We start from the raw sequence: 19232 nt of genomic DNA, 5'->3' as shown, positions 1-19232 counted from the left end.
CAGGCCCCTTCCCAGGAAGCAACAAGCACCCGCCCCCAACAAGGAACGGGTGCCACAACACCAACAAAAACTACAAAACCCGAGCAGCCTGACGAACCATCGAACCAGAACCAGACAACCCAGAAAAAGTACCCTCAGCAGCACCAGAACGAACCGCATCAGCAATCGCCTGCACATCCGCATCCGACAACAAACGCCGAGACCCAGACCCCAACGCCACCGAACCAGACGTCACGCTAGAAGCCACCGCCCCATCAGCAAAAGCAGTCACAGCAAACCGACCCAACCGGCGCCCAGTCTCCTCCCAAATCTGCAAAGACCGAGCACGCTTAGACGGAGCAAGAGGAATAAAAGCCTCACCATGAGTCTCAGGCTCAGCCCACTGCACCAAATGTGCTCGCGGGGATTGAATGCGCGCTGTCGAGGGAAGCCGCCCCTGGATACCACCATCTGCAAACGCGCGCACCCCATTAGCGATAATCCCGCCATTAGCATTCGTGTGCTTAGCAATAGTTTCTTGGATCGTTCGGATCGTCGTCGTCACGACCTTTCCGGCCAGCCCACCGACCACTCCATCAAGGTTTTGCGCTTTTTTGAGAGCAGAGTCAAGACCAGGCGCCGAAAACTTGGTTTTGACGTTATTGGGGATAAGCCCATAGGAATCAGCGAGTTCGTTGGCGGCTTTCTTTGAATCGCCCAGAGCTCTACGCTGCTTGATGAATTCCTCACGCTGCGCGCCGATCACTGCATCAAGATCTTCAGCGGAAGCATTATTGCGACGCATCGCATCCGTGTGGCTTTTAAAACTGCGCACAGACGACAGAACTGCCGACTCGGCCTCACGCTTTGCAGCAGTTAACTCTTTATCAGTCGCAGTTCCTTCTTTCGCTAATTTCTTATACTTACTTACTGCGTCCGAAGCCCTGTCCTGGGCTTCCTTAGCTCGCAAGGTTGCCTCAGCCTGCGACAAATTAGCATCAGCAGCTTCACGCTGAGCATCGATTTGCTCCTTCACAGCATCAGTATGAGAACGTGTCGCACCAGCGGCGCCATCTTGACTACCTTTTACAGCCTCGATTTTCTCGCGGTTATACTCGAGATCCTCAGAGTTCTGCTTAATTGTCCCGCCAAGGTACATGCGCAGTCTGTCCTCAAGTTCAAGCTGATGACGCATGGCCTCGTACTTGGGAAGAGAGCGTTCATAGCTGTTTGAAACAGCGTCAAGCTCATCACGATACTCGGCGAATCGGCCATTCATCCGCTCAATGGCAGGCGTGACTTCGCCAAGAGACATAGATACAAGGTCACGCATAGAAAGGCCTAATGCGTCTGCGACAGACATGAGTTCGTCATAGTAGGTGTGCCCCCGCAGTTCATCGAACATTAGAGCGCGGGTTTGTTCGGTAATTGCGCCAGTTGTCTGGTCTAGCGTTGCTCGGAATTCTTGAGATTGTGCTTGTGCTTGTGCTTGCGAGGCCATGAAAGCCCCTAAAGCGGCAGAAATGCCGGTAATGGCTAGTCCTACTGGTCCACCAAATGCTCCCAGCATTGCGCCACCGAGTTTTTGGATACCCGAGCGGGCTGATGCAGCAGCAGAGGAGACGCCGATTAGGGCCGTACTAGATGCAGAAAGACCAGCATTCCATGCCCGCATCATCTCCGTTTGTTGGAATTTCTGACCCAACTCGCCCAACCCCGTGGACAACGTAACGATGTGAGAACGGAAAAGAAGCATTGCAGCACCCGCCGCAAGCACAGGACCCGGCAGCTCTCCAACAAAAGAAGCCAGCCCAGCAACAACCTCAACCAATGGTGTGGCTGCAACAAGAACATTCGTTAAAGCAGGAATGAAACTTTGCGCCAGAGAAACCCCAGCCGTTGAAAAACCAACAGCCAACTCCCCAATAGCAGGAGCCAACGTCACAAGCGCGTCCATCAAAACGTCAGCAAGAGTGACACCCGCATCATGCAGAACCGGCAGAAGAGGCTCCAACGTCGCCATCACACTAGCAAAAGCATCACGCACTTCAGGAGAAGTAACCGCAACAGCCGCGAGCCCAGCAACAACAGGATTCAACGTCAACCCCAAAGCCGATAGCCCCGGAATACTGCCAGTTCCGAGAGCAAACAAAGCAGTAGCAGCACCAGCAATAAGCGGGGTATAGCCGCTAAGTTCATCGAGTTGCGCATTAACCTTTGATAAATCCCACGAGTTGATTGCGCCGCGAGCTTTATCTAAAGCGGGAGTGATTTTATCTAATGCAGGACGGTAGCGATTCTGCAAAATATCTACGAGCGGACGAATCTTTGTTTCCGCAGCACGCATCGTGTCTGCAAGCTTGTTTGTCCACTCAACGGCCATACCACCGCCTTTAGGATCCACAAAAGGCTTTGCTAGTGCAGAGCCAATATCACGGAAAGCACCTTTTACACGGTCAGCAGCACCATCCATCTGCTGCTTAATGTTGTCGGTCGCGCCACCAAAACGCTTCATCAACCCCTCAGTAAGAGGCGCAAAAACTTGATCCGCAGGAATACCACCTGGGCGAGAAGCCATATCGCGAATCTCAGCACCAGTCTTACCCCACTCTTTTCCAAGGATCGTGGCAGCATCGATACCGTACTGACCTAGTTGATTGAGTGTCTCTCCAGTGAGTTTTCCTTGCCCTTGCATCTGCGCAAGCGCATACGTTACCTCTGAAACCTGCTGGTTTCCGCCACCTACAGCTGCAACCGCGTTTTGTATAGCATCTAGCGTGGGGATAACATCCTCAGCAGTCATACCAAAACCAAGCAACTGTTGTTGAGCCTGGATGAAAACTTGCTTAGCAAACGGCGAGTTCTTCGCGAACGCGTCCAGCTTGTCCATCTGCGCATTAGCGGCTTCAGCAGATCCAAGCAGCGTCGTAAGCGCGGCACGGCTTGACTGCTGCATCCGGTTGTAGTCGTACCCAACCTTGACCGCAGCAGCACCCAAAGCAGCCGTCGCAAGAGTTGTGGTTGCGAAAGCTCCTGCTGCAACCTGCAATCCTGCGCTGAGAGTGTTCCTTAAAGCAGAAAAGCTCCTACCCGACCGGGTAAGAGCTTGATTAAAATCGCGATCCTCAAGTTTAAGAGTGGCGTATAACTCGCCAACTTTTAAAGGCATAGAGCCGCCTCCTAATGTCAGCGGAAACCGCTAATCTAAAAGAATGAAAAAACGTGGGATGGGCGCTATATCTTTAGGCGCAGGAATAGCACTTTTAGTTTTTGGGCTTATCAATGGAGTCATAGGCAGAAGCGCTCTTGGGTATGAGTGTGGAAGCGTCTTTTCCAAAGAAAGCTTTGGATGGCAAGTACATGAACTGCTCATAGAAACACGATGCGAAGATGCGCTGTCCGTCGCGACCGCCATCACATGGGTGCTGATAATCGCTGGCTTGGTAGCAATCGCCCTTGGCATTTACATACTTGTAACGGCTGATCAAAAAGCAGATGCTAAAGAGATAGAGCGCCAATTAGAAGACAACGAGAAGATGTTTCAAGCTGGAGCCATTAAAGAGGGCACCTACAACGCGCGTAAAGAACGCTTGCTAAGCAAACTCGGCTAAACGGTAAATACTAAGTAGCAAATTTATGTGCTAGTCGGCTTTTGGTGGAGAGGAGCGCGAGGATGCGGTCTCTCCACCAAGGCCATGGACGCTGAAGCGCTGGATCGTAAATATCGATCCCGAACGTTTCGAGTAGATCGATTTCTACAAGCGGCCAGCACTCTAAAATGTCAGACCAATCAACACTGCTGACTTTATCCGCAGCAGGTCGTGGCGTTAGCTCTTTTGGGAGTCTGTAATCTGCGTAGATCGGGATCCCGTTTTCGTCTTCGCCGACGGGCGCCCCGACCCCGTACTGCGCCCATTCTTCGGGCGTGGTCGGACTTTTGGGGCCGTCACACCTGCTTTTCCCTGATGTACCGCAGCGATCCACTCATCAGCTGCCGATTCACCGAGAACCCAGTAGTAGAAGGCATACAACTCGAATAGCTCAATGTCGGGTCCAGGGACACCAGCCTCAAGCATTTCTGTATATGCGCCGCCAAGTGATAACTCAGCGAGGACACGGTTTTTAGCAAGCGCTACGAGTTCTTTTTGTCGATCATCTAACTCGATGTGATCAGAGCGGTGGCATGTAGGGCAGGCTCCTTGCGCGACAGCATAAGCAAGTGCCCCAGCCGTGTTTATCGCGGTCATTGTGAGACCGTCTTCGCGTGATGGAGGCGGGACAATAAATGTTCGGTCGCGCCACGTGAGTTCGAGGTTTGGTGTGAGGAAAGCGGAAAGGTCTTTAAGCACGGTAACTCCAAGATGTTGGCGGTGAGGGGCTGTTGGTGGCTTCCTCGCATAGCACAGCCCAACTATGCGAGGAAGCAGCATTTATGCGCCGCGCGCGTATTCGACGGCGTTGGATGTGCCAGCAGCAGTCACTACGGTCACGGATACGGTTCCAGCAGCGTCGGTTGGCAGCACGGCAGCGATAGATGATGGTGAAATCACAGCGAATTCTGTTGCGGCAGCCAGCCCGAAGGCGACCCCGGTTGCTCCTGTGAAGTCCGATCCAGTGATAGTGACAAGATCACCAGTCACCGCACCCGCAGGAGTGATGGAAGAAATGAATGGTGTATCTGCTACACCCCACCCAAGCCATGGGTTTTCGATCTGGCGTCGCCGTCCTAGACCTGCTAGAGAAACGGACCAAGCACCGATACCTGAGTTGTCTGTGTTTCCTCGGTTGAGGGTGACTGTTGCATCTCCCTCGTAAGCGTCTTGAGGGTTTGGAAGACCAGCGGCAGGCTTGTCATACCAGCGGAACCGTCCAACGGCTTTCGCACCGGTGGCGCTTGGTTTCGTCAAAGCCATAAGTGCTTCAACCTCTGGCAGGTATGAGCCATTGGCGAGACGATGCTGCTGCACTTGGAAATCAGCAGTCCAAGACTCAGAGAGTTTGACTTCACGCGGTGCACCAAGGTCGTCGTATGTAGCACCATCTGATGTGACAGGAGTTGATTGAGGGTTGATTCCAGTGGGGAATCGGAACGGCAGCCATTGACCTGATACTGGGTCAAAAATGTCTAGCCCGTACTCGTATCCAAAACCGTACTCGGTAGAAACTGACATGTGAGCCTCCAAAAGGGCATAAAAAATAGCCGTGACCTTTTGGGGTACGGCTCAATTACAGAAAAAAGTTGTTATCGCACTATGGCTAGTGCGTAGTTGTCGGCCCGCTCAAAACGGTTGTTGCTGTCAGGCCCAAGATCAGCGGTGGAAGTACGTCGAGCACGCGATACTGCTATGCCTCCAGCCAGAAATGAATGCCGCATATGTAGTCGCGCGAAAACGTCATCGGCGAAATCATCAACAGCCGTTCTTGTGCCGCCATCACGAAATCGCAATTGCACAAGAATCTCAGCATCAGGCACCGCTAATCCATCACCCATGTCATATACAGACAAGCTGACTGCTTTAGCAGGCTCTGACGGCAACGTTTTTAGAGAAATAACGGGACCGTCAGCAGGGTATATGCCGGTAGGCGAGTAGGTGGCTAAGCCTTCATCATGTAGCCACTGGGCTAGCCCTTCAAGGAGACCAGAAACGCGAAGAGTCACAGCACCCTCCTTAACGATTTACTGATTTCAGATTGCACTGCTCCAGCACTATCGCGTAGTGGCTTCTCTAAGAATTTTGCTTGCTCACCAGATGGGTGCGCATACGATAAATCCTCGTGCTGCTTGATCGCTTTAATGTCACGCGGCACGTCATACCCCACTATCGCGATCAGCGATGATGGATCGACTTCCGCATAAGCAGACTCGCGAAGTTCTCTTGTCTCGCTAGGCGCTACACGCTGAGATGCGTCACGCACATGCTTAGCACCAGCAAGCAAACCTTGCCGAGCTGCACCACGCACGACTACCGAAACGTTAGCGCCATCCCAATGAGAACGAACACTCATCGTAGATATCCAATCGCGAAAGACGGCCACTCATCATGATGGTTCAGTGCAAGTTTGAAGATTTCTGAGGTTCGCTCATGAAGGGTTCCTGCCCATACAGTCACTTTTGAGCGTTTCAAGGGTGCATCATCAAAATTGAAGATCACACGTCCAGAAGAAACGACCTCTTTACCTGAATCATCAATCACGACTTCTTGCACATCTTCAACAAAAACGTCTCGCACTTCACTAGCAGGCCCCCAAATCTCACCGTTTGCGCCTTCGCCAAGGAAAGGAGTAACGGTCACGGTATGTGGGGTGAATGTTTTTTCGAGCCTCATGGAGCAGTCCACCCTTCAGGAAGCATGTCTAGGGAAAACATTTTTTTAGCCTGTAGTCCAAGAAGTTTCATCTCATCTGGGCCGATCCACAATCTGCGAGAAGCCCCGCCAGAAAACTTGAAAGATCGTTGAAAAGGACCGACCCCGACTTGTGTCGTTTCCACGCCTGCTGGAATGTTTACCGCGGATGAATCTTGCGGAAAAGCGTTCCTCACCATGCGCGCGCAAACAAGTTTGAGGATTTCAGGGTCAGCCGATGTAATGTCTCTTCCAGCATTTTTGAATGCTTGACGGATCATTAGTGTGGCCTCACCTAATCCTTGATTCACGTCGTCGAGTTCAACCCCAGTGAGGTGCGCCCATTTACTTCCCAGATCTTGCACTGTGGCAAAAGCACTCATTGAGCGCACCTCACTTTCTTATCAGGATGTACGACTACGGCGTTTAGACGGAGCAGCTTGCACTGTTTCTTCCTTAGGCTCTTGAGTGTCTGTTCCCTTAGAATCTTGGTGAGATTCAGTATCTTCAACAGCCACAGGTGCAGCCTGATCTGCTTCAGTTGCTACTTCGACTACTTCAAAAGACGAAAGGCCACGCAAGCGTTCAGCTCGCGGGCCTTCTTCCATTTCAAGAACCCCATCTTGAAACCGCAAACCTAGATCTGCGACACGAAGACTTGGATATTTTGGGCTATGAAAAGTCGCCATCATTCCCCCTTAAACGGTTGGTGCAACGGTTAGGACACCGTGCTTCAGCTGGTTGCCGTAGTTCAATCCGATCTCGCCGTAGATCTGCACCTTGTCAGAAGCGCCAGTCTTCGCGAGAGGTTCAGCGAAGAAGTGACCCTTGCCAGGAATCTCAAGGAACGCAGGCTTGCACTCCTCAAGGGACACGACAGCAAGTTTGGTTACTGGCATGTAGCGGTTCAGCATGATGTTTACCTTGCCGAAGTCCGTTTCAATGGTTTGCAGGTTCACGCCACCAACGTTTCGGGTAGCTTCCGCATACTTCGCATCCTTGATGAAGATGCGGGTCAGGGCACGCTTGAGAGCCGCGTTCACGATGATGGTGCGGGTCTCGCCTTCCTGGATACCACCAGACTCCCAGATGTCCTGCATCAGGTCGATGACGGTTCCCTCGGTAAGGGTCGCAGCGGTCTCGGTAGTCGTAGCAACGTTCGTGGTGACAGCAGCGAGCAGACCACGAGTCTTACGTGGAGCGGTGTTGTCATTAGGCCGCGCATACACGCCCGTGATGAACGTCTTCTCAACGTCACGAGCGATCTGCTTGATCTGCTGATCAACCTGCCATGCGAGTTCATCCGCTGGGATAACAGTGCTGCCGATCTGCACGGAAGTAGACCCTGCACCACGCTGCTGAGTGGCACCCTGCTTCGTGTAGGAAACAGCAGTTGCTTCCTGGTGGATCTCAAGGACGTTCGAGTCGTTGTAACGCACACGGGAGTCCCCAGCGCCCGCATCCGCACCCTCAAGGCGCTGTCGCGTGTCATCAGCATCGCGAAGGTCGTAACCCTGCCACTCGAACGAAGTCGAACCGACAGACTCACCACCAGTCAGACCACCGATGGACGACAGGAATGGAGTGTCTTCCGGCGACGCCGCGAAGAGCTCCCCGACGAAGTTAGGCAGGTTGTAGGTAGTGCCCAGACCAGTGATTCCAGCCATCTGGAATCTCCTTTCGATAATTAGGCCTTAATTTGGCCAAGCTGTACGGCTTTGAGTTGCCCCGCTAGTTCCCAGTTCTTGTCCTTCTCCGCGAGTGCGATCTGCTCACTGATAGGGATGTTGTTCGAACTGGATGGTGGCTGCTGTCCGATGGACGGCAGGCCAGCGACTGGCGGGGTGTTGGCTTGAGGTTCAGGAATGAGAGTTTTTAGAAGTTCGAAGTGTGCTTGGATCTCTTCTTGCGTAGAGCCACTCACTGCATCTGCTGGGATGTGCGTGTCTTTTACAACGTCACGTTTCCATGCGGCGATCTGGTCACGCTGCTCGTATGCTGCAAGTTTTTCCTGTGCAGCGTTGAGCGCGTCAGCCTGTTTTTGCGCTTCTGTTTTATTTGCTTCCTCAGCAGCATCAAACTGTGCTGCCTTAGATTTCAGCGCTTCATAGTCCAAATACTTCGCACGTTCACGAGACACACGTTCAGCAATAATTCGGTTTAGGTCTTCTTGGGAAGCAGGTGGCGTAAACCCTGCTCCTTCTCCGCCGTTCGTTCCACTAGAACCTGCACCCTTTTGCTCGCCCTGTGGTGTTTCCACAAACACGAGTCGACGCATTTTTGTACTCATTCCTATTTCCTTCCGTAAGCCCGTCGGCATAGTGATGGCCCTGATTACCGCTCAGGTGTGCGTAAACCCAAAACTTTGGGCATGAAAAAACCCGCCTCACGATGTAAGACAGGTGGTCTTTGGTTAGGCGTCAAACTCGCCTCGTTGGTATCTCCGGAGAAGTTCCTCTGGGTCGAAACCATGCTGTGCAGCAATATCGGTATTCGGCCAGATCGGGACGGCAACGCACCGGCAATGGTCATGATATTTATCGCCAACATCTTGCGAACCACGATTTTTGACGCCACCACCACGCAGTTGAGTGCGACCAAGAATATCCGTGCGAGACTGACGCTCAATGCCGCGCCCTTGCACGAGTAGCGCTGATTCTTTTGACGAATAAATACCGCCGTGTACGTTTTCAGCAGACCGCGCCGCCAACATCAGGCAGAATTTGCATGCCCCAGGATTCGGCTTACGAACCCACCCGCGCGCAACAGGATCAGCCTGTGCATTCAATGCCAAAGTGTCATTGAAAGCCTGGGAAATATAGCCCGTAGACGCACCTTTAAGGAACAACAAAGTCTGTTCTGGATCTTCCCACAGATGCTGTGCACCAAACCGAACTCGCTCAGCCACAAACTCTGCCTTCAACGGTTCAGCGAGCTCCGATACATACACACCGGGGATGCGCTCATCCATGCGTAGTTCGTCGTACCAGTCCGCAGCAATCGATGCTGCTTTAAGCCCATACTCATCGACAAGTAGCGGCACAAACTCTAGTAGTGCGTCACGAGCCGCAGCAGGGTTAGATAGATCGAGGGTGTGCCAGAAAGAATCCAGCACACCCTCGACCAACCCGTGTAGCCCACCCAGAGCCTTATGCACATCCTCAACAGAGACAGCCACACCTACTCACCGCCAGAAGAAACAACAGCACCGTTTTCGAATTTTTCGACAAGGACACTCATCTGAGTGCTTGCACGTTGACGGCGAATGTCTCCACGAATGCGCTGTATCTGCTCAGACGTATACCCAAGTTCTTCAAGAGCAACATCCGTTTGAGCCAACTCTGGAATCGCCGCGATTTGCTTCACCATCGCATCAGACTGCGACACAACCGAAGGCATAGCAGGGTTACGGAACTTCTGCGATATACGCCGCAATTCTTGTGGCATATCAGTCAACCCATCACGCAGCATTACGGCATTCTGCATCGTCCGATTCAATCCATACGTCAACACACGATTATTGTTTGACGCAGCAATAACCAGATCTTCCTTCATCGCATACAAACCCTCAGCAGAAGGCGGATTGTCCTGCACAATACCGAGCGAGTTGAGCGGAACCGAAGTTTCACCAGAAAACTGTGCATAAATCATCCGCAACTGATCGTTATGCGGTTGTGGTGACTGCTGAGAAATCTGCTCCAATGTCGGCATCTCCGCGTCATCGCCCTCTGGCTTTGGAATCGCATTAAGCCGAGTCATATACCAAGTCCATAACGGAATTGGATTACCGTCAGGACCCATAAAAGCAGAATCATCGGCACCCATGAGCAAGAACTTTGGAGCTGAAAACATTTCGCTATGCACCTCAAGACGTAAAATCGTCCGTACTGCACGATCCGTCAAGTTCATGACCCGACGGTTCACGCGAGACTGCCCAAAAGGACGCTCTAACGTCGGCTTAAAAGGCAAACTCTCGACAGGGACACGTTTTAGCCCATGACGTCGCACATCAGAGACGTACCATGTGGACTCTGCACCTTGTACACAATGAATGTACTCAAACGCCGTAAAAAGGGTCACACTAGTTGCACGCCCCAACTTATCGACCGAATTAATGGCCAAAAACCCGCGCAACTGACGACGCACAGAATCCCACACAGCACCAGACCACAACGCCGAATGAGACATAATCTTCACCTGCGGCTCACCTGCAGTCACATCGCCCAAAGAAGCCGACTGAAACGCCGTGGAATACGTAAGCTGAGAAGCAACCGTCTGCGGGAACTCAATATCAAACCGGTTATCGTCCAACACCTCTTCCAACTCGAAAGGGTCCTCAGACGAATTTGGGGCAACAACCCCATCCCACATACACCGCTGCGCCAACTTATCCACCGCAGTCTCCGGCAAACCAACAGCAACCTCAATATCCTGCATCGCAGGTGGAATAGAAATCCCCAAATGCTTATGAGCCTGCTTGGAATCCACATACGACTTACGCAAAGCATTACGAGGCCGGCGAGCCTGCCATTCCATAAAACACCCATCAAACAACGCTTGTGTTTGGTGGTCCAGTCCGATCACTCGCGGAGCCAAACCACCGCCCAGTAAGAACGTCACCATTCACCACCACCAATCACATAACAAGAGACCCACGAGCCTTACGCGCTTCACCCGCAGGTTTACGCTTACTCGTAGAAGCTGCAAAAAAAGCAAGAGCCGCAGCCTCAACAGACTCCGACTCAATATCTTTATGATGCGGTTGGAAACCAAACCGCCCATCATTACCAATCTTTCTGCGCACAGAACCCTTGACCGAGGCATCTAACACGGACTGCCCCTCATCATTAGAGTGCAAAAGCGCAGATGGCCCAGACCGAGCCGCATTAGTAAACGCTGAATACGCATCACTCGCAGCCGTAGAAGTCAGCAGATCATGACCAAAATTGATTGCACGATAACTAACCTTCCGACGACGCAACTCGAGAATCAACGCCGCCGCATCAGACTTACCATCAACCACAATCATCGAGCAGGCGCGCCAACGCTTCTCAAGCCAATCAGCCAACCAATCAATACCAAACAGCATCGACTTCGTTTCGATAGTCTCGACAAACACAGGCTGCCCCTCACCAAACGACAAAGCACCAGCAAGAGAAACACGCGACCCATCAGCAGAAAAACGCACACCATACGAAGGAACACCCTCGCCAGGCAACGGATCATTAAAACCAATAGCAGTATTAGCCCACCAACTTGCATGAATCGGATGATCACCAAGCTCATCGTTATCCCAAATACCAAGGGCTTCACGTTTAAACGAGTCATCCGATCCAAGGGCTTCACGCAAACGCAAAATAGCGTCCTCAGGGGTCCTCTTCGGATAAGAAGGATTAGCTTTAGCCCATTGCTTACGATCATCAAGGTTCGCGTCCTCGTCAGCAGAGAACTCCACAAACAACACGTTATTTGAGTCACCCTTGAGCGCACGACTGCGACGATTTTTAAAAGCATCCCCACGGTCAATCGGGCGCGGGGGAGTGCCCATCATGAACAACAGCGGATTACTGCCCTGGTTCATCGTCGGAACAAGATTCTCCAACGCACTCTCAGACACATGCTGCGCCTCATCAAGAACAAGAATCGAGATCTTCGTCTTACCACGACCAAAACCATGCTCACGAGCACCAAACTCAATCTGAGACTTATTACGAAACCGAATACGCTGCTTGCCATTACCAGTCGTCACACGCAAAATATGCGGCTTAATCTTACGCATCAAAGCCATCTGCTGCATCGCCTCAAACGTTTCATCAGAAGTATTTGAGTGATGCGCCGTCCAAATAACTCGAATACCAGGAAACAACAAACACAAAGCAAAAACGATCGCACCAACCGTGAACGTCTTACCAACCTGACGCGGAATCGACATAACCACGCCACCAATACCAGCCGCATACTTCCCATTGCGACGCTTCGCCAAAATAACGCGACCAAGATCCTTCTGCCACACATCAAAGCAAATCCCAAGATTCACAAGAGTCTTAGCAACAGACGGCCAACCACTCGACACAATCCCATCAGGCAAAACAACATGACGAGCAGCAGACGAAAGCCGAGGCTCAGTAGTCGTCGGCCCACTCTTCATCAGGCGACTCTTCTGCACCATCGCCGCCCTCCTGTTCCTCCCGAGCATCAAGCGCGGCAATATCCTGAGTAATCTCACGCAACCGCTTCGTCAACGCCGCCAAATCACGCGCCAAAGTCCGCTCATCATCAAGAGTCTTAGCAACCTTATTCCGCATCGCCACAAGCAACTCACGCTCATCACCAGACGCAGCAGCAGCCTCAACACTCATAAAAATCACCTACCTGACGTGTGGAAAAAATACTGCGGAGAGAAAGGCCCAATGCCAAGGGGCGGGCCTGTGTGTGGGGTGGGGAGGGGGTGTGGGTGGTGGTTGTTTGTTGTGGTGTTGTGTGTTTTGTTGTTGGGTTTGGGGTTGGTTGTTTTGGTTACCAGTTGATGCGTGTTGTGGTTTGTTGTGGTGTTGCGGTTGTGTGTTGTGTGTTTTGGGTTGTGAGTTGTTGTTGTGCTTCTGCGAGTGTTTGGTTGCTTTTCCATTGGTTGCATTGGCGGTGCATGAGTGCGCAGTTGTCTAGGGAGTGGGGTGATCCTCCGCGTGAGACTGGTATGTCTTCGTCGACTTCTGCGCGGTGTGGGTGTGGGATGCATCCGGGGCATGGTTGGTGGTTGGGTGTTTGGCCTGTGCATTTGGGGCCGTGTTGTCCGGGGATGGTGGTGAGGGTTTTGTCTATCCATTGGCCGCATAGTGCGCAGTGGGTGTCTCGGGCTAGGATGCGTGCTCTGGTTTGTCTGCGTCTGTGGCCGTTTTGTTTGCGGGGGTCGGGTTTGCTCATGTGAGTTCCTTTTCCCGTTGGCGTGTTTCCCTGACTCTGCGCCCTTGACGACGTTGTTGTGTGGCGGGGTGAGGGAATGGTGTGTGCGGATGCGTGCCGGTTTGTACGGGCCGGTTTGCTTTTAGCCTTGTGTTGGCGTGTCCGTTGAGCCGTCCGCGCGGCTTCCTTAGTGTGCTTCGTTGAGAGGCCTAGGCGGGGTGTGTGGTGGTGCCCAGTCTAGTCGTGATCTAGAGTGCCACCGGTGTGGGCTGGGCTTGCCCTGTTTTTGGGCATTAAAAAAGACACCGTGTGGGTGTCTGAGTGTGTGGGTTGTTGTGCTGTGTGCACGTGTTTCAACACTAGGAACTATAGTGCTCGGTGTGCTGGTTTGTCTAGTTCAATGTGCGTCATGTGAGTGCGTGTGTCCAGATTGCTGCGATGAATAGTGTGGTTGAGATTCCGAGTGCTGTGTTTGCAACTGTTGCGTATTTCTTTTCTGCAGAATGGCTCCGTGTTTCGTCTGCTAAGAGGCCTGTTATTAGTGCGAGGACGAGGAATGCTATTGCGGTGAGTGCGAAAGCTGCTGCGATGCTCATTTGTTGATCCTTTGGAGTGTTTGGGCGAGTGAGTAGCCTGCTTGGGTTTTGGTGATGTGGCCTTCTGTTACCCAGCGGCGGAGTGTTCCTTGTGGTGTTGGTTTGCCGAGGCTGTTGAGTGCCCATGCGAGTTCTTGGATGGTGGTGCAGTAGATTCCTGCGGTTTGTTCTCGTGTGAGGGCGAGGGTTTGTTGGTGTGCTGGTAGCCATTGTGGGGTTTGGTTGTGGATGGTCCAGGTGTCGGTTTGTAGGTCGAGTTGGTCGGCTGGTCCGAGGTTGTTCCAGAGTGTGGTGATGTGTGTGTGCATTGTTTGTGGTGTGTGGCCCCATTTGGCTGTGAGGCGGTCGGTCATTTCGATCCATGAGAGTGCGTTGAGGTTGAGTGGGGCTTTTTGTGGGTTGGTTGGGGTGTGGGGCATTCCGTTGGTGGGTTGGGGTGTGGTGTGGATTGCTTGTTTGGCGTGTGGGTATGTTTCTGCGATGGTTTGCCATTTGGCGGTGAGTTCAGTGGTCATTTGGTTTCCTCGGCGGTGTAGGTGGCGGTGTAGTAGATGAGTTCTCCGCTGATGGTTTTTTCTGCTTCGACTTCTTTTAGGGAGAGTGTGTAGGGTCTGGGTCCGAAGAAGTTGTCTGCTTCTTTTTCTGCGGCGTTTTGTACTTCCTCGTAGGTGCATCCGGTGACTGTTCCTTTGAGTGTCATTGGTGGTCCTTGTCTAGTTGTTGGGTGAGGCTGTTGATGGTTTGGTTGGTTGTTTGTGTGGTGGTGTTTAGTTGTTGCATTGCTTTGGTGATGTTTTGTGTTGCTGTGGTTAGTCCTTTGGTGATTGTTGTGTAGAGGGCGATGGTGCTTTCCATGTGTGTTTCTCCTGTTTTTGGGTGTGAAAAAACCCGCCGTGGTTGGGCGGGTTTAGTTGTCGAGGTGTGGGTTTGTTGTTGGTGTGGGTGGTGGTGTCCAGCCTGCTTTGATGATTGCATCGGCTAGTGGCATGGCTCTTGCGGCGAGGAATGCGCGTTGTTCTTTGCTGAATTGGTGGTAGCCGAAAATGTGGTGGTCGGCTTTGGGGTTGGTTTCTTTTACTCGCTGGTATGCGATGAGGTCTGCGAGTTGTTCTCGTGGTGTGGTCATTGGGGATGGCCTTTTGGTGAGTTTCTGTGTCGGTTTTGATGGCGGTTCAACGCCTATTTGTTCCATGGATAATGTTGCAGCTGATAGGGATTGCATGAATGCGTGTGCTGCTGGTTCACATGTGATTTCAATCGTGGTGGTGGATGAGAAAAGTGTTCTCGTCCATTTTTTTAGTGATGTCACGATGCGTGCTGGCGTGGTCATGGTTTCAGCTTTTCGATGGGTGGTGTTTGTGCGCATCGGCTGCATAGGTCGCCCCATTTTTCTGCGATGTGCCAGCCTTTGGCGCGCATTTGGTCGGGGGTGGGTAGGTGTTGTTGGCTGTAGGCGAGGTCTCCGCTTGTGTTTCCGCAGCGGTCGCAGTGCCAGGTCCATACGGGTTGGTTAGTGTGACCGCGCGTCATTGTGTTTCTCCTCGTGCGATTCGGGCGGCGTTCATGTGCCCGTCGTACCATGTGACGTCTTCTCGGCAGTGCGCCTCGTAGTCTTTGAGTGAGTCGGTGATTTCTTGTGCGATGTGTTCGCGGATGTGAGGGAGCGCAGCTTCTAGGACGTTGCGTGCTAATTTCCTCCAGTTTTCTTTCCAAGAGTTGTCTCGTAGTTCTTCCCAAGAGTTGTCTTGGTCGGGTCCTTGGGCTTCTTTGAAGATTGCTTGTGCCGCTGCTTCGATTGCTTCTTGTGGGATTGTCATGGTGTGTTGTGCTTTCTGTTTGTGGTGGGTGACGAGGTGGGGTGGGGCTGGGTTTTTCTGTACGTATTCCCTGAACGTGCCCATTACTGTTCCTTGAGTTGTTGCGCGCGTTCGAGTAGCCAATATTCCACCCAAATTCTGTTGTCTTTTATTTCGGGATCGTCTGCGGCTTCTTTGAGTGCTTCTACTTTTGCTTTGCGTTTTTCTTCAGCAAGCCAGCGGTCAAATCCTGCCCGTCTGGTGGCGGCATTGCACAAAAGCCCACAAGTTGCGTAGTCGTCCCGTACTTCGTCTGTGTCTGGCACATATTCGCTCATTTTGTTTTCCTTGCTGTTTGGTGTTTGTTGATGAGTAGTTTTCGTTTCCAGGATTGTTTGCAGGTTTTGGTGCAGTAGCGTTGTTCGGGTTGTGTGGGTTCGTATTCGCGGTCGCATGCGTGGCATGTATGCATTTGAATGGTCACGACAGGTCTCCTAGTCCGAGGGCTTCAACGATTTCGGGGTGAAAGGCTCGGTAGTGTGTGGGCAGGTTTCCTTTCCGAAGAACCTTCCCGCAAGATGTACAAGGCGTTGGCGGATTGTAGATCCCTGCCCTAGCCTTTCCCCTGTTGCGTGCACGTTCGCAGGTTCGGCAAGCACGCGCCCCCGCCTTGGTGATCCTTGTGTTGTCTAAGGAATACTCGTGACCCTTCGGGCAATGAGTCTTGTTTTTCCCCCGCGACATCAGGGGGGATCTGCGCAGATTTTCTGAGCGAGTGACAGGTTCCAAGTGTTCCGGGTTTACACACGCTCGGTTTCGGCAGAGGTGGTCCAGGTCAAGACCTGTAGGTATTGGTCCAGAGAACGTCTCATAAGATACTCGGTGGGCCAGTTTCATGCGCCAGTCGGAGCGCGTCTTGCCACCCATTCCAAACCGTCCGTAACCATGAGGGTCAAGCGCAGCGATCCACTCCCAGCACCCTTTCTTGGATACGGTGAACTTCTCGGTGAATCTCGCAATATCTCGATCAGTTGTTAATGCCAGTGACATGGTGGATCACCTCCTGCAGAAGGCTGTTTGCGATGCGTTGCTGTTCAACGAGTTTTTCTGTTGCTTGTGCTGTGCGGTTTTGCGCTTCTACGAGTGCGAGTGATGCGTGAACTTGAGCTGCGGCTATGCGGCGGTCTATGAAGGGACTTTTATCCATCCAGTTGTTTGTGGCCATCAGGTCGATGATCTGGCTGGCTCTTTGTGCGTGGTTCATTTCTTTCCTTTGATTGCTATTGGTCCGGTTGGTTTGAGGTCGGCGAATGAGATGCTTTCGTGTATGGGGCAGACGATGAATCCGAGTGCTCCGATTGATACTTGTTTCCATCCATCTGGGTTGGTTGATGTCTCGCGGCAGATTTGGCAGACGTAGTATCTGATAGTTGTCATTTCTTTTCCTTGGTTTGTTGGTTTGCGTAAGCGAATGCTTCATCGCGGGTGGAAAACGAACGATCTTCGGTATGGCTTGCTACGTGCCACCTCTTGGTGATCGGACCTTGAGTAATACGTGCGACCCCAGGATTGGACAAGAGGTATGTCCTGTAGGGCATGCCCCGTAAACGTGGTGGTTTTGGTCGTCTGTGGCGTTGTTGGAATGTGTCGCTCATGAGTAGTCCTTAGAAGAGTTTTTCGGCTGGTCGGCTGGCGTGTTTTTTGTAGATGCGGAGTTGTGCGCAGAGTTGGAGGATGGCTTGTGGGTTGAGGTCGTTTGCCCATTCGGTTTTTGTGGTTTCTCCGGCGAGGTAGTTTTGGGCTGCTTTTTCTAGTCGGTCGATGGTGGGTGTCGGGTCGGTCACGAGCTTTCCTTTCGGGTTTGCGTTACGGGCCTTGTGGGGCGTTTGTTTTGGTTGGATGGGTTTCTGCTGCTTAAACACGTTTACGGGCGCGGTGGGGCCGATATTGCGACGCTGCGGGGCACTGTAGGCAGCCCAGCACGCACAACCTGCGAATGATGATCCGCATACGCGTCCGCGTCCTCATACGACAAGCCATTACCAATCGCATGCGCACGCAACCGCGTCCACCGCTTCTCCCGCATCGGATCGCCTTCAAGCTCTGACGGCGGCTGAGGACTAGGAGCACCCTGCAAACGCTGACGGCGAATCTGGTCAACATGCTTGCGAATATCACCAGGTGTCATCGCTTTTTCTGTGCTTGTGCGTGTGCGAGCGATTTCTCGTGCAGCCTGAAAACCTGTCGGACCGTCTACGTCGTTGAGTGCGTCAGCCCAAGCGTCGGATTGTCCTTCCATTGCCCAGAGGTTGCCTGTGCGGTTGAGGAATGTGACGATCTCGGATGCTTCGAGTTTGTTCATGGTTCGATCTCTAATCTGGGTTGCTGGTTCATTTCGTTGAGGATGCGTGCGCGTTCGGCTTTGAGGAGTTCTCCTTGTCGGTCGATTGAGGGACGAGAAAACCCGCCACCATTCGGTGAGCGGGTTTGATATTCGCTGGCTTTCAAAAGCCATTGAGTGAAGGCTTGGTTCCAGTCGACTTGGCGGCGGTCGTTCGCTAGTGCGTGTGCTTTAAATTTTTCGGTTTCTCTGTGGAGGTCGAGTCCGTTTTCTTTTGCTTTCGCGTGGTGGGTGTCGGTTGGTTGCCATTGTTCGGGGAAAGGTGTTGAGGCTTTTTTGCGGCTACTAGAAGTACCTTTAGGTACTTCTATATTTCTCTTCTCTTCTCTTCTCTTCTCTGCATTGCTTGATGCATTGCTTGGAGGTATGCGTTTAGCATTGCTTGATGCATTGCTAGATGCATTGTTCCAGCGTGCTTCGGCAGCCTTTTTAGCCTTCGATGTGGCAGCGTCTAGTTCTGCCGCTGAGGCCTGATGTTGCAGGTAGTCGTGTATTTCTGCCATTCCGCCAGAGTGGTTGATCCACATTCCGCAGTCGAAAAGTGCGCTGACGGATTCTTCGTATCGGGTGCGTGCAAAAGCTTTGATTGCTGATACTGGAAAGCGTCCGTCCCAGCGTGCTTGAGCGCTGTATAAAATGCTCACTAAATGCAGTTGCTTTGCGTCTTGCAATGCATGTAGCAATGCATCGGGCATTGCATCGGGCATTGCGTTTAGCAAGAATCTTTCGACTTGGTACCACTTGGGGTTCATGTACCAGCCCACATCGATTTGAGCGTATGGGCGTTTATCTTTCGCCATCAGATTGTGCTCCTGTCCGGGTCTAGTTGTTGGTTGTGGCGGATTTTTTTGAGTATGTGGACGCTGACGTTGTAGTGCGCGGCGATGCGGGGGAGTGACATGCCAGCGTCACGCATGCTGGTGTAGTCGGCAGGATCAATAACGGGAAGAGGTTTGGTGTGTTGTGAGCCTCGTGGACGCCATGTTTTTCCTGCGCGCTCGACTGGCCCTAGGCCACCCCAAATGCCGTAAGCATCAGCGCTAGCAAGGCATTCCCGCTTCACAGGACACGACGCGCAAACCTCTTTCGCCGCGTAAATCTCGGCTACTACATCCGAATGAAAATCAACACTTGAGCCTTTACAAGCCGCAGCTTCCATCCAAGACTCAACCCCTGCAGTTCCCTGTGTTTCAGGGCGGTAGGGATTAAACGTCAT

The 19232-nt window shown here is 52.3% G+C and carries 32 protein-coding genes; 1 reads left to right on the top strand and 31 read right to left on the bottom strand.

What is annotated here, in order from left to right:
* Positions 1-70: 70 nt before the first annotated feature.
* The gene (locus tag ACR9EC_RS07070) at positions 71-3148 is read right to left on the bottom strand and encodes a tape measure protein (RefSeq protein ID WP_435298541.1); all 3078 of its coding nucleotides are present in this window, start codon (positions 3146-3148) and stop codon (positions 71-73) included.
* Positions 3149-3191: 43 nt separating this feature from the next.
* Between ACR9EC_RS07070 and ACR9EC_RS07065 the strand changes: the two genes are divergently transcribed.
* The gene (locus tag ACR9EC_RS07065; protein WP_435298540.1) at positions 3192-3590 is read left to right on the top strand and encodes a hypothetical protein; all 399 of its coding nucleotides are present in this window, start codon (positions 3192-3194) and stop codon (positions 3588-3590) included.
* A gap of 216 nt (positions 3591-3806) precedes the next feature.
* On the opposite strand, the gene ACR9EC_RS07060 is transcribed toward ACR9EC_RS07065, so the two are convergent.
* The 30 genes from ACR9EC_RS07060 to ACR9EC_RS06915 all read right to left on the bottom strand — a co-directional run bounded on the left by ACR9EC_RS07060 (position 3807) and on the right by ACR9EC_RS06915 (position 19232).
* Entirely contained in the window at positions 3807-4328 is a 522-nt protein-coding gene (locus tag ACR9EC_RS07060) for a DUF7426 family protein (RefSeq protein WP_435298539.1), read from the bottom strand.
* An 81-nt stretch (positions 4329-4409) separates the two neighbouring features.
* Complete coding sequence (locus tag ACR9EC_RS07055; protein ID WP_435298538.1) at positions 4410-5150, bottom strand: phage tail tube protein; 741 nt, start codon at positions 5148-5150, stop codon at positions 4410-4412.
* 71 nt (positions 5151-5221) lie between these two features.
* Positions 5222-5638, bottom strand: coding sequence for a phage tail terminator protein (locus ACR9EC_RS07050; RefSeq protein WP_435298537.1), 417 nt, complete (start codon positions 5636-5638; stop codon positions 5222-5224).
* The gene (locus tag ACR9EC_RS07045; RefSeq protein WP_435298536.1) at positions 5635-5985 is read right to left on the bottom strand and encodes a hypothetical protein; all 351 of its coding nucleotides are present in this window, start codon (positions 5983-5985) and stop codon (positions 5635-5637) included. The genes ACR9EC_RS07050 and ACR9EC_RS07045 overlap by 4 nt, the downstream gene beginning before the upstream one ends.
* Positions 5982-6305, bottom strand: coding sequence for a hypothetical protein (locus ACR9EC_RS07040; protein WP_435298535.1), 324 nt, complete (start codon positions 6303-6305; stop codon positions 5982-5984). The genes ACR9EC_RS07045 and ACR9EC_RS07040 overlap by 4 nt, the downstream gene beginning before the upstream one ends.
* Positions 6302-6706 carry a hypothetical protein gene (locus tag ACR9EC_RS07035; RefSeq protein WP_435298534.1) on the bottom strand — a complete coding sequence of 135 codons (405 nt, stop codon included), beginning with the start codon at positions 6704-6706 and terminating at the stop codon, positions 6302-6304. The genes ACR9EC_RS07040 and ACR9EC_RS07035 overlap by 4 nt, the downstream gene beginning before the upstream one ends.
* 21 nt (positions 6707-6727) lie before the next feature.
* The gene (locus ACR9EC_RS07030; RefSeq protein WP_435298533.1) at positions 6728-7012 is read right to left on the bottom strand and encodes a hypothetical protein; all 285 of its coding nucleotides are present in this window, start codon (positions 7010-7012) and stop codon (positions 6728-6730) included.
* Between the two features lie 9 nt (positions 7013-7021).
* Positions 7022-7990 carry an SU10 major capsid protein gene (locus ACR9EC_RS07025; protein WP_435298532.1) on the bottom strand — a complete coding sequence of 323 codons (969 nt, stop codon included), beginning with the start codon at positions 7988-7990 and terminating at the stop codon, positions 7022-7024.
* A gap of 20 nt (positions 7991-8010) precedes the next feature.
* Entirely contained in the window at positions 8011-8613 is a 603-nt protein-coding gene (locus ACR9EC_RS07020; protein WP_435298531.1) for a hypothetical protein, read from the bottom strand.
* A gap of 123 nt (positions 8614-8736) precedes the next feature.
* On the bottom strand, positions 8737-9501 hold the full coding sequence (locus ACR9EC_RS07015) for a hypothetical protein (protein WP_435298530.1): 765 nt from the start codon (positions 9499-9501) through the stop codon (positions 8737-8739).
* 2 nt (positions 9502-9503) lie between these two features.
* Positions 9504-10943, bottom strand: a complete 1440-nt coding sequence (locus ACR9EC_RS07010) for a phage portal protein (RefSeq protein WP_435298529.1) — start codon at positions 10941-10943, stop codon at positions 9504-9506.
* A 16-nt stretch (positions 10944-10959) separates the two neighbouring features.
* Positions 10960-12471, bottom strand: a complete 1512-nt coding sequence (locus tag ACR9EC_RS07005) for a hypothetical protein (protein ID WP_435298528.1) — start codon at positions 12469-12471, stop codon at positions 10960-10962.
* Positions 12446-12682, bottom strand: a complete 237-nt coding sequence (locus tag ACR9EC_RS07000) for a hypothetical protein (RefSeq protein ID WP_435298527.1) — start codon at positions 12680-12682, stop codon at positions 12446-12448. The genes ACR9EC_RS07005 and ACR9EC_RS07000 overlap by 26 nt, the downstream gene beginning before the upstream one ends.
* Before the next feature lie 157 nt (positions 12683-12839).
* A complete protein-coding gene (locus ACR9EC_RS06995; RefSeq protein ID WP_435298526.1) occupies positions 12840-13244 on the bottom strand; it encodes a hypothetical protein in 405 nt (134 codons plus the stop codon).
* A 386-nt stretch (positions 13245-13630) separates the two neighbouring features.
* The gene (locus tag ACR9EC_RS06990; protein ID WP_435298525.1) at positions 13631-13819 is read right to left on the bottom strand and encodes a hypothetical protein; all 189 of its coding nucleotides are present in this window, start codon (positions 13817-13819) and stop codon (positions 13631-13633) included.
* Positions 13816-14334 (bottom strand): hypothetical protein, encoded by a 519-nt coding sequence (locus tag ACR9EC_RS06985; RefSeq protein WP_435298524.1) that lies wholly within the window; start codon positions 14332-14334, stop codon positions 13816-13818. Before ACR9EC_RS06985 ends, ACR9EC_RS06990 begins: the two co-directional genes overlap by 4 nt.
* Positions 14331-14519: a hypothetical protein gene (locus ACR9EC_RS06980; RefSeq protein ID WP_435298523.1), complete on the bottom strand. Its 189-nt coding sequence runs from the start codon at positions 14517-14519 to the stop codon at positions 14331-14333. The genes ACR9EC_RS06985 and ACR9EC_RS06980 overlap by 4 nt, the downstream gene beginning before the upstream one ends.
* Positions 14516-14674: a hypothetical protein gene (locus ACR9EC_RS06975; protein WP_435298522.1), complete on the bottom strand. Its 159-nt coding sequence runs from the start codon at positions 14672-14674 to the stop codon at positions 14516-14518. The genes ACR9EC_RS06980 and ACR9EC_RS06975 overlap by 4 nt, the downstream gene beginning before the upstream one ends.
* 52 nt (positions 14675-14726) lie before the next feature.
* Positions 14727-15149: a hypothetical protein gene (locus ACR9EC_RS06970; protein ID WP_435298521.1), complete on the bottom strand. Its 423-nt coding sequence runs from the start codon at positions 15147-15149 to the stop codon at positions 14727-14729.
* Entirely contained in the window at positions 15146-15349 is a 204-nt protein-coding gene (locus tag ACR9EC_RS06965; protein ID WP_435298520.1) for a hypothetical protein, read from the bottom strand. The genes ACR9EC_RS06970 and ACR9EC_RS06965 overlap by 4 nt, the downstream gene beginning before the upstream one ends.
* The gene (locus ACR9EC_RS06960) at positions 15346-15720 is read right to left on the bottom strand and encodes a hypothetical protein (RefSeq protein WP_435298519.1); all 375 of its coding nucleotides are present in this window, start codon (positions 15718-15720) and stop codon (positions 15346-15348) included. The genes ACR9EC_RS06965 and ACR9EC_RS06960 overlap by 4 nt, the downstream gene beginning before the upstream one ends.
* Positions 15720-15953 carry a hypothetical protein gene (locus ACR9EC_RS06955; RefSeq protein WP_435298518.1) on the bottom strand — a complete coding sequence of 78 codons (234 nt, stop codon included), beginning with the start codon at positions 15951-15953 and terminating at the stop codon, positions 15720-15722. The genes ACR9EC_RS06960 and ACR9EC_RS06955 overlap by 1 nt, the downstream gene beginning before the upstream one ends.
* Positions 15950-16099 carry a hypothetical protein gene (locus tag ACR9EC_RS06950; protein ID WP_435298517.1) on the bottom strand — a complete coding sequence of 50 codons (150 nt, stop codon included), beginning with the start codon at positions 16097-16099 and terminating at the stop codon, positions 15950-15952. The genes ACR9EC_RS06955 and ACR9EC_RS06950 overlap by 4 nt, the downstream gene beginning before the upstream one ends.
* Positions 16096-16512 carry an HNH endonuclease signature motif containing protein gene (locus ACR9EC_RS06945; RefSeq protein WP_435300627.1) on the bottom strand — a complete coding sequence of 139 codons (417 nt, stop codon included), beginning with the start codon at positions 16510-16512 and terminating at the stop codon, positions 16096-16098. The genes ACR9EC_RS06950 and ACR9EC_RS06945 overlap by 4 nt, the downstream gene beginning before the upstream one ends.
* A 130-nt stretch (positions 16513-16642) precedes the next feature.
* A complete protein-coding gene (locus ACR9EC_RS06940; protein ID WP_435298516.1) occupies positions 16643-16879 on the bottom strand; it encodes a hypothetical protein in 237 nt (78 codons plus the stop codon).
* Positions 16876-17052 (bottom strand): hypothetical protein, encoded by a 177-nt coding sequence (locus ACR9EC_RS06935; protein WP_435298515.1) that lies wholly within the window; start codon positions 17050-17052, stop codon positions 16876-16878. The genes ACR9EC_RS06940 and ACR9EC_RS06935 overlap by 4 nt, the downstream gene beginning before the upstream one ends.
* A 227-nt stretch (positions 17053-17279) precedes the next feature.
* Complete coding sequence (locus tag ACR9EC_RS06930; RefSeq protein ID WP_435298514.1) at positions 17280-17459, bottom strand: hypothetical protein; 180 nt, start codon at positions 17457-17459, stop codon at positions 17280-17282.
* Positions 17460-17539: 80 nt separating this feature from the next.
* Positions 17540-17977 carry a hypothetical protein gene (locus ACR9EC_RS06925; protein ID WP_435298513.1) on the bottom strand — a complete coding sequence of 146 codons (438 nt, stop codon included), beginning with the start codon at positions 17975-17977 and terminating at the stop codon, positions 17540-17542.
* On the bottom strand, positions 17974-18816 hold the full coding sequence (locus ACR9EC_RS06920; protein WP_435298512.1) for a hypothetical protein: 843 nt from the start codon (positions 18814-18816) through the stop codon (positions 17974-17976). The genes ACR9EC_RS06925 and ACR9EC_RS06920 overlap by 4 nt, the downstream gene beginning before the upstream one ends.
* Complete coding sequence (locus tag ACR9EC_RS06915; RefSeq protein WP_435298511.1) at positions 18816-19232, bottom strand: WhiB family transcriptional regulator; 417 nt, start codon at positions 19230-19232, stop codon at positions 18816-18818. Before ACR9EC_RS06915 ends, ACR9EC_RS06920 begins: the two co-directional genes overlap by 1 nt.

Source organism: Timonella sp. A28 (assembly GCF_051200815.1).
In the GTDB taxonomy this organism is placed as follows: Bacteria; Actinomycetota; Actinomycetes; order Actinomycetales; family Cellulomonadaceae; genus Timonella.
The sequence above is the reverse complement of the archived record's forward strand: the minus strand, read 5'-3'. Positions and strand labels throughout refer to the sequence as shown.

Bases quoted from the DNA above. Each gene is read 5' to 3' on its own strand.
- ACR9EC_RS07070 (WP_435298541.1), bottom strand. From the start codon at position 3,148: ATGCCTTTAAAAGTTGGCGAGTTATACGCCACTCTTAAACTTGAGGAT.
- ACR9EC_RS07065 (WP_435298540.1), top strand. From the start codon at position 3,192: ATGAAAAAACGTGGGATGGGCGCTATATCTTTAGGCGCAGGAATAGCA.
- ACR9EC_RS07055 (WP_435298538.1), bottom strand. From the start codon at position 5,150: ATGTCAGTTTCTACCGAGTACGGTTTTGGATACGAGTACGGGCTAGAC.
- ACR9EC_RS07045 (WP_435298536.1), bottom strand. From the start codon at position 5,985: ATGAGTGTTCGTTCTCATTGGGATGGCGCTAACGTTTCGGTAGTCGTG.
- ACR9EC_RS07040 (WP_435298535.1), bottom strand. From the start codon at position 6,305: ATGAGGCTCGAAAAAACATTCACCCCACATACCGTGACCGTTACTCCT.
- ACR9EC_RS07035 (WP_435298534.1), bottom strand. From the start codon at position 6,706: ATGAGTGCTTTTGCCACAGTGCAAGATCTGGGAAGTAAATGGGCGCAC.
- ACR9EC_RS07030 (WP_435298533.1), bottom strand. From the start codon at position 7,012: ATGGCGACTTTTCATAGCCCAAAATATCCAAGTCTTCGTGTCGCAGAT.
- ACR9EC_RS07025 (WP_435298532.1), bottom strand. From the start codon at position 7,990: ATGGCTGGAATCACTGGTCTGGGCACTACCTACAACCTGCCTAACTTC.
- ACR9EC_RS07020 (WP_435298531.1), bottom strand. From the start codon at position 8,613: ATGAGTACAAAAATGCGTCGACTCGTGTTTGTGGAAACACCACAGGGC.
- ACR9EC_RS07005 (WP_435298528.1), bottom strand. From the start codon at position 12,471: ATGAAGAGTGGGCCGACGACTACTGAGCCTCGGCTTTCGTCTGCTGCT.
- ACR9EC_RS07000 (WP_435298527.1), bottom strand. From the start codon at position 12,682: ATGAGTGTTGAGGCTGCTGCTGCGTCTGGTGATGAGCGTGAGTTGCTT.
- ACR9EC_RS06995 (WP_435298526.1), bottom strand. From the start codon at position 13,244: ATGAGCAAACCCGACCCCCGCAAACAAAACGGCCACAGACGCAGACAA.
- ACR9EC_RS06990 (WP_435298525.1), bottom strand. From the start codon at position 13,819: ATGAGCATCGCAGCAGCTTTCGCACTCACCGCAATAGCATTCCTCGTC.
- ACR9EC_RS06985 (WP_435298524.1), bottom strand. From the start codon at position 14,334: ATGACCACTGAACTCACCGCCAAATGGCAAACCATCGCAGAAACATAC.
- ACR9EC_RS06980 (WP_435298523.1), bottom strand. From the start codon at position 14,519: ATGACACTCAAAGGAACAGTCACCGGATGCACCTACGAGGAAGTACAA.
- ACR9EC_RS06975 (WP_435298522.1), bottom strand. From the start codon at position 14,674: ATGGAAAGCACCATCGCCCTCTACACAACAATCACCAAAGGACTAACC.
- ACR9EC_RS06970 (WP_435298521.1), bottom strand. From the start codon at position 15,149: ATGACCACGCCAGCACGCATCGTGACATCACTAAAAAAATGGACGAGA.
- ACR9EC_RS06965 (WP_435298520.1), bottom strand. From the start codon at position 15,349: ATGACGCGCGGTCACACTAACCAACCCGTATGGACCTGGCACTGCGAC.
- ACR9EC_RS06960 (WP_435298519.1), bottom strand. From the start codon at position 15,720: ATGGGCACGTTCAGGGAATACGTACAGAAAAACCCAGCCCCACCCCAC.
- ACR9EC_RS06955 (WP_435298518.1), bottom strand. From the start codon at position 15,953: ATGAGCGAATATGTGCCAGACACAGACGAAGTACGGGACGACTACGCA.
- ACR9EC_RS06945 (WP_435300627.1), bottom strand. From the start codon at position 16,512: ATGAAACTGGCCCACCGAGTATCTTATGAGACGTTCTCTGGACCAATA.
- ACR9EC_RS06940 (WP_435298516.1), bottom strand. From the start codon at position 16,879: ATGAACCACGCACAAAGAGCCAGCCAGATCATCGACCTGATGGCCACA.
- ACR9EC_RS06935 (WP_435298515.1), bottom strand. From the start codon at position 17,052: ATGACAACTATCAGATACTACGTCTGCCAAATCTGCCGCGAGACATCA.
- ACR9EC_RS06925 (WP_435298513.1), bottom strand. From the start codon at position 17,977: ATGAACAAACTCGAAGCATCCGAGATCGTCACATTCCTCAACCGCACA.
- ACR9EC_RS06920 (WP_435298512.1), bottom strand. From the start codon at position 18,816: ATGGCGAAAGATAAACGCCCATACGCTCAAATCGATGTGGGCTGGTAC.
- ACR9EC_RS06915 (WP_435298511.1), bottom strand. From the start codon at position 19,232: ATGACGTTTAATCCCTACCGCCCTGAAACACAGGGAACTGCAGGGGTT.